This window comes from Sulfuriferula sp. GW1 (genome assembly GCF_047300855.1).
Classification (GTDB): Bacteria; Pseudomonadota; Gammaproteobacteria; order Burkholderiales; family Sulfuriferulaceae; genus Sulfuriferula.
This window is the reverse complement of sequence record NZ_CP170197.1, coordinates 1575626-1592711: the sequence shown is the minus strand read 5'-3', so window position 1 is coordinate 1592711 and position 17086 is coordinate 1575626. Positions and strand designations below refer to the sequence as shown.

The 17086-nt window shown below is 58.5% G+C and carries 20 protein-coding genes; 10 read left to right on the top strand and 10 right to left on the bottom strand.

Annotated elements, in window-relative coordinates; translation table 11 throughout:
- Positions 1–38 precede the first annotated feature (38 nt).
- Both guaA and guaB read right to left on the bottom strand, forming a co-directional pair.
- The gene (gene guaA / locus ACFDAU_RS07800) at positions 39–1604 is read right to left on the bottom strand and encodes a glutamine-hydrolyzing GMP synthase (protein WP_413439399.1); all 1566 of its coding nucleotides are present in this window, start codon (positions 1602–1604) and stop codon (positions 39–41) included.
- 80 nt (positions 1605–1684) lie between these two features.
- Entirely contained in the window at positions 1685–3148 is a 1464-nt protein-coding gene (gene guaB, locus ACFDAU_RS07795; RefSeq protein WP_413439398.1) for an IMP dehydrogenase, read from the bottom strand.
- A 199-nt stretch (positions 3149–3347) separates the two neighbouring features.
- On the opposite strand from guaB, the gene ACFDAU_RS07790 reads away from it, so the two are divergent.
- Positions 3348–3689: a hypothetical protein gene (locus ACFDAU_RS07790; protein ID WP_413439397.1), complete on the top strand. Its 342-nt coding sequence runs from the start codon at positions 3348–3350 to the stop codon at positions 3687–3689.
- A 113-nt stretch (positions 3690–3802) separates the two neighbouring features.
- Here the strand turns inward: ACFDAU_RS07790 and ACFDAU_RS07785 are convergent, their stop codons facing one another.
- Positions 3803–4132 (bottom strand): RnfH family protein, encoded by a 330-nt coding sequence (locus tag ACFDAU_RS07785; protein WP_413439396.1) that lies wholly within the window; start codon positions 4130–4132, stop codon positions 3803–3805.
- Positions 4129–4566 (bottom strand): type II toxin-antitoxin system RatA family toxin, encoded by a 438-nt coding sequence (locus ACFDAU_RS07780; RefSeq protein WP_413439395.1) that lies wholly within the window; start codon positions 4564–4566, stop codon positions 4129–4131. Before ACFDAU_RS07780 ends, ACFDAU_RS07785 begins: the two co-directional genes overlap by 4 nt.
- Positions 4567–4621: 55 nt before the next feature.
- On the opposite strand from ACFDAU_RS07780, the gene smpB reads away from it, so the two are divergent.
- Positions 4622–5068, top strand: coding sequence for an SsrA-binding protein SmpB (gene smpB, locus ACFDAU_RS07775; RefSeq protein ID WP_124703892.1), 447 nt, complete (start codon positions 4622–4624; stop codon positions 5066–5068).
- 11 nt (positions 5069–5079) lie between these two features.
- Here smpB and ACFDAU_RS07770 read toward each other — a convergent pair whose 3' ends face one another.
- Both ACFDAU_RS07770 and ACFDAU_RS07765 read right to left on the bottom strand, forming a co-directional pair.
- Entirely contained in the window at positions 5080–7572 is a 2493-nt protein-coding gene (locus ACFDAU_RS07770) for an ABC transporter permease (protein ID WP_413439394.1), read from the bottom strand.
- Complete coding sequence (locus ACFDAU_RS07765; protein WP_413439524.1) at positions 7569–8246, bottom strand: ABC transporter ATP-binding protein; 678 nt, start codon at positions 8244–8246, stop codon at positions 7569–7571. The genes ACFDAU_RS07770 and ACFDAU_RS07765 overlap by 4 nt, the downstream gene beginning before the upstream one ends.
- Before the next feature lie 10 nt (positions 8247–8256).
- Here ACFDAU_RS07765 and ACFDAU_RS07760 point away from each other — a divergent pair, with 10 nt between their 5' ends.
- Both ACFDAU_RS07760 and ACFDAU_RS07755 read left to right on the top strand, forming a co-directional pair.
- A complete protein-coding gene (locus ACFDAU_RS07760; protein WP_413439393.1) occupies positions 8257–8886 on the top strand; it encodes an arylesterase in 630 nt (209 codons plus the stop codon).
- Between the two features lie 96 nt (positions 8887–8982).
- Positions 8983–9177, top strand: a complete 195-nt coding sequence (locus ACFDAU_RS07755) for a hypothetical protein (protein ID WP_413439392.1) — start codon at positions 8983–8985, stop codon at positions 9175–9177.
- 12 nt (positions 9178–9189) lie between these two features.
- On the opposite strand, the gene selD is transcribed toward ACFDAU_RS07755, so the two are convergent.
- Positions 9190–10251 carry a selenide, water dikinase SelD gene (gene selD, locus ACFDAU_RS07750; RefSeq protein WP_413439391.1) on the bottom strand — a complete coding sequence of 354 codons (1062 nt, stop codon included), beginning with the start codon at positions 10249–10251 and terminating at the stop codon, positions 9190–9192.
- A gap of 51 nt (positions 10252–10302) precedes the next feature.
- Between selD and mnmH the strand changes: the two genes are divergently transcribed.
- Entirely contained in the window at positions 10303–11352 is a 1050-nt protein-coding gene (mnmH, locus tag ACFDAU_RS07745) for a tRNA 2-selenouridine(34) synthase MnmH (RefSeq protein WP_413439390.1), read from the top strand.
- A 201-nt stretch (positions 11353–11553) separates the two neighbouring features.
- On the top strand, positions 11554–11994 hold the full coding sequence (locus ACFDAU_RS07740) for a host attachment protein (RefSeq protein WP_413439389.1): 441 nt from the start codon (positions 11554–11556) through the stop codon (positions 11992–11994).
- A gap of 33 nt (positions 11995–12027) precedes the next feature.
- Here ACFDAU_RS07740 and thpR read toward each other — a convergent pair whose 3' ends face one another.
- Genes thpR through ispD form a run of 3 tightly spaced genes read right to left on the bottom strand, consistent with a single transcriptional unit; the run spans position 12028 to position 13736 of the window.
- Complete coding sequence (gene thpR / locus ACFDAU_RS07735) at positions 12028–12567, bottom strand: RNA 2',3'-cyclic phosphodiesterase (RefSeq protein ID WP_413439388.1); 540 nt, start codon at positions 12565–12567, stop codon at positions 12028–12030.
- Positions 12557–13048 carry a 2-C-methyl-D-erythritol 2,4-cyclodiphosphate synthase gene (gene ispF, locus ACFDAU_RS07730; protein WP_413439387.1) on the bottom strand — a complete coding sequence of 164 codons (492 nt, stop codon included), beginning with the start codon at positions 13046–13048 and terminating at the stop codon, positions 12557–12559. Before ispF ends, thpR begins: the two co-directional genes overlap by 11 nt.
- Positions 13041–13736, bottom strand: coding sequence for a 2-C-methyl-D-erythritol 4-phosphate cytidylyltransferase (gene ispD, locus ACFDAU_RS07725; protein ID WP_413439386.1), 696 nt, complete (start codon positions 13734–13736; stop codon positions 13041–13043). Before ispD ends, ispF begins: the two co-directional genes overlap by 8 nt.
- A 139-nt stretch (positions 13737–13875) precedes the next feature.
- Here ispD and amrB point away from each other — a divergent pair, with 139 nt between their 5' ends.
- From amrB to ACFDAU_RS07705, 4 genes are read left to right on the top strand one after another with little or no spacing between them, the layout of a single operon-like run.
- Complete coding sequence (amrB, locus tag ACFDAU_RS07720; protein WP_413439385.1) at positions 13876–14688, top strand: AmmeMemoRadiSam system protein B; 813 nt, start codon at positions 13876–13878, stop codon at positions 14686–14688.
- Complete coding sequence (amrA, locus tag ACFDAU_RS07715; protein ID WP_413439384.1) at positions 14678–15241, top strand: AmmeMemoRadiSam system protein A; 564 nt, start codon at positions 14678–14680, stop codon at positions 15239–15241. The genes amrB and amrA overlap by 11 nt, the downstream gene beginning before the upstream one ends.
- Positions 15226–16329, top strand: coding sequence for an AmmeMemoRadiSam system radical SAM enzyme (gene amrS, locus ACFDAU_RS07710; RefSeq protein WP_413439383.1), 1104 nt, complete (start codon positions 15226–15228; stop codon positions 16327–16329). The genes amrA and amrS overlap by 16 nt, the downstream gene beginning before the upstream one ends.
- Positions 16330–16389: 60 nt before the next feature.
- Positions 16390–17049, top strand: a complete 660-nt coding sequence (locus ACFDAU_RS07705; RefSeq protein ID WP_413439382.1) for a dienelactone hydrolase family protein — start codon at positions 16390–16392, stop codon at positions 17047–17049.
- The last annotated feature ends 37 nt before the right edge of the window (positions 17050–17086 follow it).

Sequence of the window (17086 nt, the reverse complement as noted above, 5' to 3'; positions counted from 1 at the left end):
TTTCCGATAATCCGCGAAAGCTGCCGAAAGACCTAAAATCATTCCCACTCGATAGTGGCCGGTGGTTTCCCAGAGATATCATAAACCACCCGATTAATGCCTCGTATCTCATTGATAATACGGTTGGAGACCTTGCCAAGCAGTGTATAAGGCAACTCTGCCCAGTGCGCTGTCATGAAATCCTGGGTTTGAACAGCGCGCAGCGCGACTACGTAATCATAAGTTCGCCCGTCACCCATTACACCGACGGATTTCACCGGCAGGAATACGGCAAAAGCCTGGGAAGTTTTTTCATACCAGCCACTTGCGCGCAATTCTTCAATAAAAATCGCGTCTGCATGTCGCAGTAAATCAGCATATTCCTGCTTCACTTCGCCGAGTATCCGCACACCTAAACCAGGACCCGGGAAGGGGTGACGGTAAACCATGTCATGTGGCAGGCCGAGCGCAATGCCGAGTTCGCGTACTTCGTCCTTGAACAGTTCGCGCAAGGGTTCCAGCAGCTTCAGATGCAGGCTTTCCGGTAACCCCCCCACGTTGTGGTGGGATTTGATGGCGTGCGCCTTTTTGGTCTTGGCGCCGGCGGATTCGATTACATCCGGGTAAATGGTGCCCTGCGCCAGCCATTTCGCATTGGGCAGTTTGGCGGATTCGCGCTGGAATACTTCCACGAATTCACGGCCGATAATCTTGCGCTTCTGCTCGGGCTCGGTAACGCCGGTTAAATGTTTCATGAATTCCGCGCTGGCATCCACGTGGATGACTTTCACCCCCAGATTTTTGGCGAAAGTTTCCATCACCTGCTCAGCCTCGTTCAGGCGCAGCAGGCCATTGTCCACGAACACACAGGTAAGCTGGTCGCCAATGGCACGATGCAGCAGCGCCGCTACCACCGAGGAATCCACGCCGCCAGACAAACCGAGAATAACTTCGTCGCTGCCGACCTCAGAGCGCACCCGGCCTATTGCTTCTTCCACATAGTCGGGCATATTCCAGTCATAACCAATCCCGCAGATGTCGTGCACAAAGCGTGCAATGATGGCCTTGCCTTGCAGGGTGTGAGTAACTTCGGAATGGAATTGCAAACCGTAGAAACGGCGTGTTTCGTCTGCCATACCGGCGATGGGGGTGGCCGCGTTGCTGGCAATAATCTTGAAGCCTTCGGGTAGCACAGTGACCTTGTCGCCATGGCTCATCCACACATCAAGCAGGCCATGACCGGATTCATTTACACGGTCCTGGATGTCGCGCAGTAGCGCTGAATGCCCTTGCGCTCGCACTTCCGCATAACCGAATTCGCGCTGCATGGAATTTTCCACGGCACCGCCGAGTTGCGCGGCCATGGTTTGCATGCCGTAGCAGGTACCCAGTACCGGCACCCCCAATTCAAATACCACTTGCGGCGCACGCGGAGTCTCTTCCTCGATAACCGAAGCGGGACCACCTGACAGAATAATACCGGCCGGATCAAAGGCGCGAATAAACGCTTCGTCTACGTCATATGAGTGAAGCTCACAATAAACGTTGGTTTCCCGAACCCGGCGTGCAATGAGTTGGGTGTATTGGGAACCGAAATCGAGAATAAGGATTTTTTGGTGTGTCATATGGATTTTTTAGCGGCGCAACCACTGTGGCTCCGAAACACGCGAGAAGGAAATAAGCTTTCTCACGCTTGCGGAATAAATTAAGAGTCAACGCGGTAGTTGGGCGCTTCTTTAGTGATCTGCACATCATGGACATGCGACTCACGTACGCCGGAAGAAGTGATTTCCACAAATTCGGCACGCGCATGCATATCCGCCACGGTGGCGCAGCCCAGATAGCCCATGCTGGAACGTACCCCGCCCATCAGCTGGTGAATTACCGCGAGCATGCTGCCCTTGTAGGGCACGCGGCCTTCGATACCTTCAGGCACGAATTTATCTGCGGTTTCGTTGTCCTGGAAATAACGGTCGCTGGAACCTTTTTGCATTGCCCCCAGCGAACCCATGCCGCGATAGGATTTGTACGAGCGGCCCTGGAACAGCTCGATCTCGCCGGGTGCTTCTTCAGTGCCAGCAAACAAGCCGCCCAGCATTACCGTGTGGGCGCCAGCGGCCAGCGCCTTGGCAATGTCACCGGAATAGCGGATCCCGCCGTCAGCAATCAACGGCACACCACTGTCCTTCAACGCTTCAGCCACATTGTGAATTGCTGTAATTTGCGGCACGCCTACGCCCGCCACGATACGTGTGGTGCAGATCGAGCCGGGGCCGATACCCACCTTGACTGCATCGGCGCCATGATCCACCAGCGCCAGTGCGGCTGCGGCCGTCGCGATATTGCCGCCGATCACCTGGATATGAGGGAAGTGGGTCTTGACCCATTTGACCCGATCCAGAACACCCTTGGAATGGCCGTGCGCCGTGTCCACCACAATCACGTCCACGCCGGCCTCGGACAGTGCCGCTACGCGCTCTTCGGTACCCGCCCCTACGCCGACTGCGGCACCCACACGCAGGTGACCCAGGCTGTCCTTGCATGCGTTGGGATGCTCGGAAGATTTCTGGATATCTTTTACCGTAATCAGGCCACGCAGTTCGAACGCATCGTTGACCACCAGTACGCGTTCCAGGCGATGCTTGTGCAATAAGGCCAGCGCTTCTTCACGGCTGGCGCCTTCCTTGACGGTCACCAGCCGTTCCCGTGGCGTCATGACGTTGCTGATGGTCTGGTCAAGATTGGTCTCGAAACGCAAATCGCGATTGGTGACAATACCCACCACCTTGCCTGTTGCATCCACCACAGGCAGACCCGAAATGCGATGACGGCGAGTGATTTCCAAAACATTGCGCACACTCATGCCCGGGGAAATCGTGACCGGGTCTTTAACCACGCCGGACTCAAACCGTTTGACGCGCGATACTTCAAGCGCCTGCAGTTCGGCCGTCATATTCTTGTGTACGATACCCAGGCCTCCTTCCTGTGCCAGGGCAATCGCCAGGCGTGCTTCGGTCACCGTATCCATGGCGGCCGAGACGAGGGGAATATTAAGGGCGATGGTGCGTGTCAGTCGGCTTTGCAGGCTAACATCGCGAGGCAGTATATCGGAGTGTGCTGGAACGAGCAGAACGTCGTCGAAGGTTAGCGCTTTTTGTACGACACGCATAATTATTTTGTTCCTGTGCAAAGCGCTATTATACGGCAACTCGATATTGGGCGGAAAGCCCGGACAGAAGTGGTAAATACCTACCAGATATTGCAAAAGCATTTGACGTAGGGCGTATGAATAGTTATGTTTGCACCAACTGGCCCAGTGTTCGGTTAGATTCGCTAATTACAAACCAGATAGCAGAGGAGATTTGAAGATGACGAAACTTTTAATTGCTTTGGCGAGTGCAGGTTTATTGGCGCTGGGTGGCTGTGCCAGTACGTCCAATGGCACGAGCAGCACCCAGGCTTCGGCTCAGGCCACCCCCGGCATCAGCGCTGCGGCTCAAGCTGCGCTAAAGCAGGCTGAAAGTGATGTCGGTGCTTCCAAGAAAGACGGGAACGAATGGACGACTGCTGCCGCTGCATTAAAAAATGCGCAGGATGCCGCCAAAAAAGGGGATAGCGACGCTGTGCTGAAAAATGCCAAGTTTGCCAGCGAACTGGCCAAGCTGAGCATCGCTCAGTTGAAATATCCTACGACCGACGTATTTAAATAAGCGGCATCTGTACAAGCCAATAAAAACGGGCGCATCAGCCAATAAAAACGGGCGCATCGGCGCCCGTTTTTATTTCCGTTTCTAAATTAATGGCGCATATTTTTGAAGCCGCTTTATGCGTCTTCATTTTTTTCCAGTTCTCCCCCACCTTTTTTCATTGCTTTGCCCTCTTCGGCGCGCTGGCGCCTGACTTCCTTGGGATCGGCAATCAGCTTGCGATAAATTTCCACGCGATCCTTGTCGCGCAACGTGGTTTCGGGTTTGGTCAGTTTGCCAAAAATACCGATTTTATTTTGCTTGAGGTCGATTTCCGGAAATTTTTCCAGAATGCCCGAGCCTTCGATGGCCTGCAGCGCTGTCGCGCCCGCAGTTAGCCGGACCGGCAGAATTACCTGGATGTCGGGCTTTGCATAGGCAACCTCCACCATTATTTGTTCGCTCATGATGCTCCGTATATTTGTTCTGCGCGCTGGATGAAAGATTCGACAAAGCTATTGGCAATATAGCTGAAAACAGGCCCGAGCACTGTATCCAGCAGCTTGTTGGAAAATTCGTAATTCAGCATGAATTCAATCTTGCAGGCATCTTCGGTCAGTGCTTTGAAGTGCCATTCCCCGTCGAGTTTTTTGAATGGCCCGTCGAGCAGTTTCATCTTGATGAGATGCGGCGGCTGATTGAGATTTTCGGTAGTGAAGTGCTGCTTGATGTGCATATAGTCAATATGGATGGTAGCTATAGTAGTGTGGCCGTCGCGCAATTTCACCTCGGTGCCGCCGCACCAGGGTAAAAATTCACGGTAGTGCTCCACCCCATCTACCAGTTCAAACATTTGCTGGGCAGAATGCCCGACCAGCACGCTTTTGTTTACAACAGCCATCGTCAGCCTTGCCTGTAAAAACTGGTAAAATACACGATTGACGCCGGAAAAACCAATGAGCATCGCGCAGAACAAAAAAGCCTTCCACGATTATTTCATCGAGGACAAATACGAAGCCGGCCTGATCTTGGCAGGCTGGGAGGTGAAGGCCATCCGCGCCTCGCGCGTGCAGCTGAAAGAAGCTTATGTGGTCATCAAGAATGGCGAAATATTTCTGATCGGTGCGCATATCAGCCCGCTGGCCACCGCTTCCACCCACGTCCATCCGGACGCCACACGCAGCCGCAAACTGCTGTTGCACGCCGAAGAAATCAGCAAGCTGATCGGCAAGGTGGAGCGCGCAGGGTATACCCTGGTGCCGCTGGATATGCACTACAAGCGTGGCCGCATCAAGCTGGAAATCGGCCTGGCCAAAGGCAAGAAACAGCATGACAAACGCCAGAGCGCCAAGGAACGTGAAACCGATCGCGAAGTACAGCGCGCCATGCGTAATAAAGTCTAGTCGGACAATCCCTAGGCCGCTGCGCGCAAGGTCGCAAGCGGCGCTTCCCTGCTGATCCCCCACAGTCCGGCCACTCCGGCCAGCGCCACACCCGCGCTACCCAAAACCATTGCGGAAATCCACAGCATCGGATTGAAATGGTATGGCAAGTTGAATACTTCGCTGCTCAAGGCCCAGCCAATCGCGCTCGCCCCGGCTGCAGCGAGCAGGCCGGCCAGCAAGCCAATCGCGGCGAATTCAGTCACCTGTGCTACCCATAATTGCCCGCGCCGCGCACCGAGTACGCGCCACAGCGCAGTTTCCAGCGCGCGCTCGTCGCGAGTAGCGGCGAGTGCTGCGTATAACACCACCAAGCCTGATGCGAGGCTGAATATGAACACGAACTGCACCGCTGCGGTAACGCGGTCGAGCATATCCTGCACCGTCTTCATGATGGCAGACACGTCGATGACAGTCAGATTGGGATAGGCCTTGACCATTTCATTCAACACGCCAGACTGCTGTGCGGGAAGATAAAAGCTGGTGATGTAGCTGGCGGGAATATTCTGCAGCAGACTACTGTTGGCGATCACAAAAAAATTCACCCGGAAACTGTCCCAGTTGACTTTGCGCAGACTGGTGATCTGCGCGGAGACAGGCATGCCGCCCACGTCGAAACTCAAACTGTCCCCCAGCTTGAGATGCAATTTTTCCGCGATGCCCTGCTCTACTGAAAATTGCGGTGCGGCGTTGGCGCTGTTCCAGCCGTAGCCCGCAACCAGCTGATTGCCTTGTTGCATCAACCGGTCGGCATAAGACAGGTTGAACTCGCGCTCCAGCAGGCGCCGGGTCTGCTGGTCGGCATAGGCCGCTACATTCACCGCATGCCCGTTAATGGCTGTCAGCCGCCCGCGTATCATCGGGTAGAGAGTCGCCTCAGCCAGTCCATGACTACGGAAAAAAACCCGCAGTGGCGCAACCTGATCCGGCTGGATGTTGATGACAAAACGGTTGGGGGCATCCGCAGGCAAGGTGGCGCGCCAGTTGTTGAGCAAATCACCGCGCACCACGGTGAGCAGCAGCAATGCCAGCATCCCCAGGGTAAAGGCGGAAACCTGGATCACGCTGCCGCCGGCACGGCGGCGCAGGTTGAGCAGGCCCTGGCGCCAACTGCCCCGGCTGCGTGCACCCAGCCAGCCTGCACCGAGCACCAGCAGCCATGCCAGCAACACAGTAAGCAGCAGGGTTGCACCCATGCCCGACAGCACCATCAAGGTGAGCCGGGTATCGCGTACCTGCCAGAACAGCAATGCCGTCAGCGCTGCCAGCCCGGCCAGGTAACTGGCCGCGCCAAGCGCGTCGAACGCCATGCCATCACGGCGCAAAATGCGTAATGCCGGGGTGCGCCGCAGCGCAAAAAGAGTGGGCAGGCTAAACCCCGCCAGCAATACCAGACCCGCAAGCGCGGCCTGTAAAAAGGGCAAACCATTGGCGGGCGGCAATACCAGGTTGGCCAGCTTACCCAACAGCCCTGCCAGCACCATCTGCCCGGCATAACCCAACGCCACCCCGGCCAGCGCCGCCAGCACGCCAAGCACGGCAATTTGCAAAGCGTAGAGTGCGACGATATTGCGCTGGCTGGCGCCAAAGCAGCGCAACAGTGCACAGGCATCCAGGTGACGGCGCAAAAAATGCCGTGCCGATAGCAAAATCGCGACGGCCGCCAGCATTGCTGCCAGCAGCACCGCCAAGCCCAGATAGCGCTCGGCCTTGTCCAGCACATTGCGGATTTCCGGTCGCGCGTCGCGCACACCCAGCACACGCTGGCCGCGCTCCAGGTGTTGTGCCAGCCAGTTTCGATAAGACTCCACCGCCTTACTCCCGCCCGCAATCAGCAGACGATAACCCACGCGGCTGCCCGGCTGGATCAAACCGGTGGCAGGCAAATCAGCCTGGTTCATCAACAGACGCGGGGCCAGATTGAAAAAATCCCCGCCACGATCCGGTTCATTGGTGAGAATCGCCGCCACTTTGAGTTGGCTGTAGCCGACCTGTATGGAAGCACCCGGCGTCACCTGCAATTCATTCGCCAGACGCGCTTCCAGCCACACGCTGCCCGGGCGGGGAATGCCATCGGCAGGATGGTCCGCACCGAATGCCGCATCGGCAATACGTAGCGTGCCACGCAGTGGATAGCCGTTACTCACCGCCTTGATCTCGGCCAGACGGCTCTGCTGCGGCGTGCTCACCATGCTCGGGAACAAGGCAGTCTGTGCTGTTGCGAGCCCGCGCCGTTGCGCCTCGGCAATCAACCTGGCGGCGGGTGCATGATCCGATACCAGTACCAGATCCGCGCCCAGCAAGCGATTGCTTTCCTGGCTCAAAGCCAGATGCATGCGTACCGTGAACGCATTCACCGAGGCCAGCCCGGCCACGGCAATCATGACAGCCAGCACCAGTACGCGCAATTCGCCGGCGCGCCACTCGCGCGCCAGCATGCGCAATGCCAGCCGAACAATATTCATGTGCCGATTTCCAGATGCCCCGCGTGCAGTTGCAAACGGCGGCCACAGCGTCCTGCGAGTTGCGTATCGTGTGTGACGAGGACCAGCGTGGTGCCTTGCTCGCGGTTGAGTTCGAACAGCAATTCAATCACGCGTGCGCCGGTTTCGGCATCGAGATTGCCCGTGGGCTCATCCGCCAGCAGCAAAGCCGGCTTGACCGCAAATGCGCGGGCGATGGCCACGCGTTGCTGCTCGCCGCCGGACAGTTGCTGGGCGCGGTGACGCTGACGCTCGGCCAACCCCACCCGTTCCAGCCAATGCTGGGCACGCGCCCGTGCATCGGAGGCGCCATTCAATTCCAGCGGCAGCATTACATTCTCCAGCGCGGTCAACATGGGCAGCAACTGAAACGACTGGAACACAAAGCCGATCAATGCACCACGCAGCCGGGCTCGGCCATCCTCATCCAGCGACCCAAGCGCGTGCCCGTCCAGCCACACTTCGCCCTCACTGGGCAGGTCCAGCCCGGCCAATAAGCCGAGCAAGGTGGATTTTCCAGAGCCGGACGCACCTACAATGGCAACTGATTCACCGCGCTGGATGTCGAAGCTGGCAGGATGCAGTATGGTCAGCGCTACGCCGTTCAACGCGACTTGCTTGGCAACACCGGCTGCACGCAGAATGAAAGTATTAATGGGAGCGGTCATGAATTTTGGGGAAATTTTACTGTTGTTATGTCTTGTCGTATCCGGCGCCGCGCAGGCTGCGCAGGCTGCACCTGTCATTCTGGTATTCGGCGACAGTCTGTCGGCGGGCTATGGTCTCGAAACCAGCCAGGCCTGGCCCAGTCTGCTGCAACAGCGCCTTAACCATAACAAACAAAACTGGCGCGTGGTCAATGCCAGTATCAGCGGCGAAACCAGCGCCGGGGGTCTGGCACGCCTGCCTGCGGGGCTGGCACAGCAAAAACCCGCAATCGTCATTCTGGAACTGGGCGCAAACGACGGCCTGCGGGGACTGTCCCTGACTGCGATGCAGCATAATCTGGATGCGATGATCCTTCTCATTCAGCACGCGGGAGCACGTGTACTGCTGGTGGGCATACACCTGCCGCCCAATTACGGCATGGCTTATACGGAAAAGTTCCTGCGCACCTATGAAACGCTTGCCCAGCAACGTCATGTTGCATTGCTGCCATCCCTTCTCAATGGTATCGAGACAAAGCGCGAACTGTTCCAGGCCGATGGTTTTCATCCTATCGCCTCTGCGCAAAATCAGGTTCTGGACAATGTATGGAAATCCTTGCAACCCCTATTGACCGCCAGACGTTCATGATGAACCATGAATTTTTTAATTTGCGCAACTTCTTCAATAATAGAGTGCTACTATTCAAAAGTGATGAAATCCCGACAATAAATAATGGGGCACTTGATGCAAAAAGCCACCAAAAAGCCAGGAAGTTACGAAGTAGAGTTCATACCCCTGGAACGGCGTATGTGCGAGCGGCGCAGTCTGGCCGCACGGCTGGAGCGGGAGCCCTATTTGGGTGTGGACCGCCGCGCAACAGGGCGCCGGCAGGAAGATGACGGCACTAGCACCGCGTTGCTCTGGCAGCCACGGATTTGAAATAAGGTTGTCTTAACGCACCGTCACCCTGGCTGGCCCGGCTTGCATGGCGCCTATCACGCAAGCCTGATCGAAGCCCTCCTCCCGAAACACTGCCAAAACCTCAGCCACTACTTCAGGCGCACACGCCACCAGCAGGCCGCCACTGGTTTGCGGATCGCTTAACAGCTTATGTTGCCAGTCGGGCATATGTGCCGGGATCGCCACATCGTGACCGTAGCTATTCCAGTTGCGCTCGGCAGCGCCCGTGGCATAACCTTGCTGCGCTAATTCGCGTGACACACTCCAGAATGGCAATTGGTCAAATTGCACTGTGGCACCCATTTTGGAACCCCGACAGATTTCAAGCAGATGGCCTAACAGGGCAAATCCGGTCACGTCCGTCATTGCGTGCACGCCAGGCATTTCCGCCAGACGGCTGCCGGGAGTATTGAGCTGCGTGGTGCTGGCCAGCATCTGGCGGTAGCCTTCCGCGGACAGCTCGCCTTTTTTCAGCGCGGCACTCATTACACCGACGCCGAGCGGCTTGCCGAGCACCAGCACATCACCGGCGCGAGCCATGTCGTTACGCTTGATCCGCTCGGGGTGCACGATACCCAGCACCACCAGTCCGTAGATGGGTTCGGGCGCGTCGATGGAATGCCCCCCCGCGATGGGGATGCCCGCCGCAGCACACACTGATTCACCACCAGCGAGGATTTGCTGGATGGTTTCGACTGGTAACTTGCCGATTGGCATGCCGACAATGGCCAACGCGAAAATCGGCTTGCCGCCCATGGCGTACACGTCGGAAATGGCGTTGGTCGCGGCAATGCGGCCAAAATCAAATGCATCATCCACAATCGGCATGAAAAAATCCGTGGTAGCAACGATCGCCTGGCTGTCGTTGAGCTTGTATACGGCGGCGTCGTCGCTGGATTCAGTCCCTACCAGCAGTTCCGGCGGCAGCAAGCGCGCAGCACCGGAATTGGCCAGGATTTGGGACAATACTGCCGGCGCGATCTTGCAGCCGCAGCCGCCGCCGTGGGAATACTGGGTCAGGCGTATAGGCTCGGGCGCCAGGGAGTCGTTCATTGTTGTTACCCTCTCGTATAAACTGCGCGATTCGCTTGATCGCAAACACTCATGAAATCTGTACCGCTCGCAAACGTAGCACAGCTCGCCGAATTTGACGAGATTATCGACGTGCGCTCGCCCGGTGAATATACCGAGGACCATATTCCAGGTGCCCTGAATTTCCCGGTTCTCGATGATACCGAGCGCGCGCGCGTGGGCACGATATACAAGCAGGTTTCCGCATTCGAGGCCAAAAAAATCGGTGCGGCGCTGGTGTCACGCAACATCGCCCGCCATCTCGAGGATTCTTTTACCGACAAACCGCGTGGCTGGAAACCGCTTATCTATTGCTGGCGCGGAGGCAGCCGTAGCGGCTCGCTGGCGCATGTTTTGAAACAGATCGGCTTTGACGCCGCCCAGATGGATGGCGGTTATAAAGCTTACCGCCGCACAGTGCTGGCCGAACTGGATAGCCTGCCTGGCCGTTTCGATTTCCGCGTGGTGTGCGGACCGACCGGTTCCGGCAAAAGCCGCTTGCTGCAAGCGCTGCAGGAATCCGGTGCGCAGGTGCTCGACCTGGAAGGACTCGCCGCGCATCGCGGCTCGGTGCTGGGCAATCTGCCGGATGCGGCGCAACCGCCGCAAAAAATGTTCGACAGCCAGTTGTGGTGGACACTTCAACACTTCAACCCCGGCCGCCCGGTGTATGTGGAAGCAGAAAGCAAAAAAATCGGTTTGCTGCGGGTACCCGATGCACTGCTGGCACGCATGCGTGAGGGTGGCTGCGTGCGTGTTGAAGTAGCAATGCCGTTACGGGTAGTCCTCCTCAAGGAAGAATACGCCCACTTTTTAGCCAATCCCGCTGCCCTCAAGGAAAAGCTCGATTGCCTGGTTGGCCTGTATGGCCATGAGATCATTGCGCGCTGGAACGCACTGGCCGAACAGGGTGCATGGGACGAACTGGTACTGGCTTTGCTGGAAAGGCACTACGACCCCGCTTACGGCAAGTCCACGTTGAAAAATTACCCTCATTACGCCGACACGATGCCGATTGTGGTGGATGACATCAGCCCGGCCGGTTTTCTCTCGACGGCACAACGTATCTTGGAACAGCCTTGACGGGCTGGATTGAGGTGCTAGCTTTAAAGCGTAACACTTTCGTAAACCAGAAAATCCAAGAAACTTGGCTTGACCGCACTTTAATCATGGAATCAACCGGAAGAATGCGCGCCTCCTGCCTTGCAGACAGGCGAGAGTGCTGGTTGAGACGCGCGTCGGTTCAATGTTTTGCGGGTTTAATTACTGAAGAAAAGAGGAACCATGACCACAACCTGGATCGTTGTTGCAAATGCAAGTCTAGCCCGCCTCTATACCAATAATGGCCCGAAACAAGGTCTCCAACTCCTCAAAGAACTCAACCACCCTGAAAGCCGCGAAAAAGCCTCGGAACTGGTCTCTGACCGGCCCGGCCATAATCCGGGCACGGGAAATGGGCACGGTTCCTTTGTTCCCGCCACCGATCCCAAGCAACATGAAGCCGAGCGTTTCGCCCAGGAATTATCGAAAGAACTGGAATGCGGGCGTGCTTCCAACCACTATGAGCGCCTTATTATGGTGGCATCGTCACCGTTCATCGGCGTGCTCAACCAGCGCCTGACCGGGCACGTGCGCAATATGGTGAGCGACACCATCGAGAAAGACTACACGCGCGCCACGCCCAAGGAACTCTCCGGGCATCTGGAACACTGTATCTATCTTTGATCGACTCCTCCTCGCCCGCCGCGGGCGAGGGGTTCACCCCAGCGGCCAGCGCCGCATCACGCGGTAGTCCGCTCCCCCGGCAGCGATTTCGGATTGCACCAGAACAAATTCCCGCACCTGCCAGTCCAAAGCCACCGGCGGTTGTACCAGTTGTTTGCAGCGGGCTTTTCGTAACAGCGTAATGTGCGGAACGAATGGCTTGCTGTCGTCAAAAGCCAGGCCGGCGTCGTTGAGTACGGCATGCAAACGGCCGACCAAGGTAGTAAGCGCCTCGGGCGGCTGGCGTGCGCCCGCCCAGAGTAGCTGATTGCGGCGCCAGTAGCCGAGCAGATCGACTTGCCAGTCGAATGCCGGCGTATCGACCCGTGCCGCTGCGGCGTAAAGCGCCTCTATTCGGTCAGCCGGCAGTGCCGCGATAAAAGCCAGAGTGAGGTGGATGGTTTCCTGACGCACGGCCCGCCCGCCGCAATCGGGGTTGAGGGCGTTACCCAGATTGTGCAGTGCGGTTTGCAGCGCGCGGTCCGGCCACAGCGCAAAAAACACGCGCAGCGTGGTAGCTGGTTTATCCGCCACCTCGCCGTGCCAACAAACACACGGCTTCCGCAGCGATACCTTCACCGCGTCCGGTGAAACCGAGTTTTTCCGTGGTGGTGGCCTTGACGTTGATTGCATCCGGCCCCACATCCAAATCATCGGCGATATTTGCCTGCATCAGCGCAATATGCGGCGCCATTTTTGGCGCCTGGGCGATGATGGTGGAATCCACGTTCACCACGCGGTAACCGCGCCCAGCCAACAGATGCGCTACTTCGCGCAGCAGGTGGCGGCTGTCTATGCCCTTGAAGCGGGCGTCGGTATCGGGGAAGTGGCGGCCGATGTCGCCCAGCCCCGCTGCGCCCAACAGCGCGTCACAGATGGCATGCAGCAGTACGTCTGCGTCGGAATGTCCGGCCAGGCCAAGCGGATGGGCAATCTCCACACCGCCGATGATAAGCTTGCGCTGCGCTGCGAAGGCGTGAACATCAAAGCCATGCCCAATGCGTAAATCAGTCATCCGGGTTCTCCAGGATCAAACGCGCCAGATAGAGGTCGCGCGGATAAGTCACTTTGAAATTGCTGTTGTCCGCCGCCACCAGCAAGGGGCGATGTCCGAGTGCCTCGATGGCGCGCGCCTCGTCGGTAGGCACTGCATCGCGCATCTGGTGCAGGGCTTGCAGCAGCATGGCGTGGCGGAACATCTGCGGGGTTTGCGCCTGCCATAGCCCTTCGCGCGGTTCGGTCGTGCACACATGCCGGCCGGCATCGGCGCGCTTCAGCGTGTCTGCCACCGGCACCGCCAGCAATCCACCCACCGGGTCGGCGCCCGCCTCATCCAGCAAGCGTTCGAGCTGGGCTGCGGAAAGGCAGGGGCGCGCGGCGTCGTGCACCAGCACCCAGTCGTTTTCCGTCACTTGCTCCGCCATCGCCGCCAGCCCATTGCGCACGCTGTCGGCACGCGCGGCACCGCCGCAGCGCAATACGCTTAATCTGGACGCGAATTCGCCCCAGTCGTAATCATCCCAGTAAGCATCCTCAGGCGAGATCACCACATACACCCGGCGGATGCGCGGAGAACCGGCAAGCCTCCGCAAGGCATGGTAAATCATCGGCTTGCCGGCAAGCTCAAGGTACTGCTTGGGCAGCTCTCCGCCCATGCGGGCGCCGCTGCCCGCCGCAGGAATCAGTGCGTAATAGTCAGCCATGTGGGCGATGCGCAAAGAAACGGATTATCCGGCGGGATGGTCGGCCTCTGCAAGCAATGCAATTTCTGAAGGCATTATTGTCTTAATGGTATTTGTCTCCATATTGATTGGAGTCATTGGATTAAACGAGGAAGCAAACATGTCCGCAACCACCCGCCCGGCAGCAGTCGCCGGGCTATTCTACCCGGCCGATGCCGCGCTGCTGGCTGGCCAGGTGCAAGCGCTGCTGGAGAACGTCCCCATTACCGAGGAAATGAGTGCGCCCAAGGCGCTGATCGTGCCCCACGCCGGTTATAGCTATTCCGGCGCCATCGCCGCCAGCGCCTACGCCCGGCTGCGTCCGCTGCGCGGCAAGGTGCGCCGCGTGGTATTGCTGGGGCCGGTACACCGGGTGCCGGTACTGAGCCTGGCAGTACCCAGCGTACAGGCTTTTGCAAGCCCCATGGGAGAAGTACAGCTGGATGCCACGGCTTTGGCTGCACTGGCCGATCTGCCGCAAGTAGTCGTGGATGACCGCTGCCACGCCCAGGAACACGCGCTGGAGGTACACCTGCCTTTTCTGCAAAGCGCGCTGGGCGAATTCAAGCTGGTGCCGCTGGCAGTAGGTGACGCCAGCGCCGCGCAGGTGGCCGAGGTGATCGAGCGGCTATGGGGCGGCGACGAAACCCTGATTGTAGTGAGTTCCGACCTTTCCCATTACCTGCCCTATGCCACCGCGCAAAGCGTTGACACCGACACCGCCCGGATGATACTCGGCCTGCGTGGCGACCTTGATTACCACCAGGCCTGCGGCGCCACGCCGGTGAATGGCCTGCTGCTGGCCGCCCGGCATCATGGGCTGCAAGTGGAACTGCTCGACTTGCGCAATTCCGGGGATACGTCAGGCGACAAAAGCCGGGTGGTGGGCTACGCTGCCTTTGCCTTTTACGAGGATGAAAACCATGACCGCTGAACTGGGAACAACCCTGCTTGGTATTGCCCGCGCGACGATTGCCGATGCCTTGGGTAATGCGGCGCATGCGGATGAATCCGCACCGCGCTTGCACGTACCCGGCGCCAGCTTCGTTACGCTGACCCAGCAAGGTGAACTGCGCGGTTGCATCGGCACGTTGGAGGCGCACCGTTCGCTGCTGGCAGACGTCAAAGCCAACGCACTGGCGGCGGCGTTCCGCGATCCGCGTTTCGGGCCATTGCAGCCCGGGGAACTGGATATTACCGAGGTGGAGGTGTCGCTGCTCTCAGCTATCCAGCCCATCGCTTTCACCGGCGAGGTGGACGCGCTGGCGGCATTGCGCCCCGGCATCGATGGCGTGGTGCTCGAATACCATCACTACCGCAGCACCTTTCTGCCGCAGGTGTGGGAGCAATTGCCGGAGCCGGGAATGTTCCTGGCCCAGTTGAAGCGCAAGGCCGGTCTACCAGCAGATTTCTGGGCAGAGGATATCCGCCTGTCGTGCTATAGCGTAAGCAAATGGAGGGAGAGCGAGTTATGGGCACCCCAATGACGGTCGAATCCGGCTACCCCGCCCGCTACTGGCATTTTATTGAAGACGGCCGCATTCAATGCGATCTGTGCCCGCGCGACTGCAAGCTGCATGAGGGGCAGCGCGGCGCCTGTTTTGTGCGCCAGCGCGTCGGCGACCAGATGGTTCTGACCACTTACGGGCGCTCCTCGGGCTTTTGCGTTGACCCGATCGAGAAGAAGCCGCTCAATCACTTCTATCCGGGCAGCAGCGTGCTGTCGTTCGGCACCGCTGGCTGCAACCTGGCGTGCAAATTCTGCCAGAACTGGGATATCAGCAAATCGAAAGATATGGACAGGCTGATGGATCAGGCCTCGCCCGAGGCCATCGCCGACGCGGCCGAGCAATACGGCTGCAAGAGCGTGGCGTTCACTTACAACGATCCGGTGATTTTTGCCGAATATGCCATGGACGTGGCGGATGCCTGTCATGCGCGCGGCATCAAAACCGTTGCGGTGACCGCGGGCTATATGCACGATCAGCCGCGGCGCGATTTCTACGCCAAAATGGATGCCGCCAACGTCGACCTGAAAGCCTTCACCGAGGATTTCTACTTCAAGCTCACCGGCTCGCAATTGCAGCCGGTGCTGGATACGCTGGTCTACCTCAGGCACCACACCGATGTGTGGTTCGAGATCACCACCCTGCTCATCCCGGGCAAGAACGACTCGGATGAGGAACTCAGCGCCATGAGCCAGTGGATCATGCGCGAACTGGGGCCGGACGTGCCGTTGCACTTCACCGCCTTCCACCCTGACTACAAAATGGAAGACCTGCCCGCCACGCCGCCCGCCACGCTCACGCGCGCCCGCGACATCGCCCTGCGCGCCGGTCTGCGCTACGTTTATACCGGCAACGTCTACGATACGGCGGGCGGCACCACCGCTTGCCCCAGTTGCCACGCGCCGCTGATCGTGCGGGACTGGCATCAGATCATCCAGTACCGGCTCACCCCGGAAGGCCATTGCCCGGATTGCGGCGCCCAGGTAGCCGGTCGTTTCGAGGCATTTAGCGGCCAGTTCGGGCGACGGCGCATTCCCATCGCCATCAACATGCAGCGCGCGGTTTGATTTAATTCTTCAGTACGTCATCAGACGCGCGCAAAATTGACTGTGAAAGGGAGACACTCCATGGCAACCAGCAAACTGGAGCAACTGGTACACATCCCGGCAGACGACGTGCACATCGAGGGCATGCTGGAATTACCGGAACACGCGGCGGGCATCGTCCTGTTCGCCCATGGCAGCGGCAGCAGCCGTCACAGCCCACGCAACAACTACGTGGCACGTGTGCTGCGTGAAGCCGGGATGGGCACGCTGCTGATGGACCTGCTCACGCGCGAGGAGGACAGTGACTACCAAACCCGCTTCGACATTCCCCTGCTGACCCGGCGCCTGCTTGCCGCCACGGCCTGGGTGAAAAATCACGCCGATTGCCGCAGCTTGCCACTCGGCTATTTCGGCGCCAGCACGGGCGCTGCTGCTGCGCTGCAGGCCGCCGCCCAACCGGGCGGAAAAATCGCCGCTGTCGTATCGCGCGGTGGACGCCCCGATCTGGCCGGGACTGACGCGCTAAGCCGGGTGACCGCCCCCACCCTGCTGCTGGTGGGCGGGTTCGACGACGTGGTGATCGAACTCAACCGTCGCGCCGCCGCCCACCTGCAATGTCACCAGGAATTGATCATCATCCCCGGCGCCACCCACCTGTTCGAGGAACCCGGTACGCTGGAGGAAGTGGCGCGCCAGGCGGCAGCGTGGTTTGGGCATTACTTCAAATCTCCGGCCAGCTGAGCTATAAACAAATCCTCCAATAAATAAATACAAGGGG

Bases quoted from the DNA above. Each gene is read 5' to 3' on its own strand.
- ACFDAU_RS07755 (WP_413439392.1), top strand. From the start codon at position 8,983: ATGCAAAAAGCCACCAAAAAGCCAGGAAGTTACGAAGTAGAGTTCATA.
- mnmH (WP_413439390.1), top strand. From the start codon at position 10,303: ATGAAATCTGTACCGCTCGCAAACGTAGCACAGCTCGCCGAATTTGAC.
- ACFDAU_RS07785 (WP_413439396.1), bottom strand. From the start codon at position 4,132: ATGAGCGAACAAATAATGGTGGAGGTTGCCTATGCAAAGCCCGACATC.
- ACFDAU_RS07770 (WP_413439394.1), bottom strand. From the start codon at position 7,572: ATGAATATTGTTCGGCTGGCATTGCGCATGCTGGCGCGCGAGTGGCGC.
- ispF (WP_413439387.1), bottom strand. From the start codon at position 13,048: ATGACTGATTTACGCATTGGGCATGGCTTTGATGTTCACGCCTTCGCA.
- selD (WP_413439391.1), bottom strand. From the start codon at position 10,251: ATGAACGACTCCCTGGCGCCCGAGCCTATACGCCTGACCCAGTATTCC.
- amrS (WP_413439383.1), top strand. From the start codon at position 15,226: ATGGGCACCCCAATGACGGTCGAATCCGGCTACCCCGCCCGCTACTGG.
- amrB (WP_413439385.1), top strand. From the start codon at position 13,876: ATGTCCGCAACCACCCGCCCGGCAGCAGTCGCCGGGCTATTCTACCCG.
- ACFDAU_RS07790 (WP_413439397.1), top strand. From the start codon at position 3,348: ATGACGAAACTTTTAATTGCTTTGGCGAGTGCAGGTTTATTGGCGCTG.
- ispD (WP_413439386.1), bottom strand. From the start codon at position 13,736: ATGGCTGACTATTACGCACTGATTCCTGCGGCGGGCAGCGGCGCCCGC.
- ACFDAU_RS07760 (WP_413439393.1), top strand. From the start codon at position 8,257: ATGAATTTTGGGGAAATTTTACTGTTGTTATGTCTTGTCGTATCCGGC.
- guaB (WP_413439398.1), bottom strand. From the start codon at position 3,148: ATGCGTGTCGTACAAAAAGCGCTAACCTTCGACGACGTTCTGCTCGTT.
- ACFDAU_RS07780 (WP_413439395.1), bottom strand. From the start codon at position 4,566: ATGGCTGTTGTAAACAAAAGCGTGCTGGTCGGGCATTCTGCCCAGCAA.
- amrA (WP_413439384.1), top strand. From the start codon at position 14,678: ATGACCGCTGAACTGGGAACAACCCTGCTTGGTATTGCCCGCGCGACG.
- ACFDAU_RS07740 (WP_413439389.1), top strand. From the start codon at position 11,554: ATGACCACAACCTGGATCGTTGTTGCAAATGCAAGTCTAGCCCGCCTC.
- ACFDAU_RS07705 (WP_413439382.1), top strand. From the start codon at position 16,390: ATGGCAACCAGCAAACTGGAGCAACTGGTACACATCCCGGCAGACGAC.
- smpB (WP_124703892.1), top strand. From the start codon at position 4,622: ATGAGCATCGCGCAGAACAAAAAAGCCTTCCACGATTATTTCATCGAG.
- guaA (WP_413439399.1), bottom strand. From the start codon at position 1,604: ATGACACACCAAAAAATCCTTATTCTCGATTTCGGTTCCCAATACACC.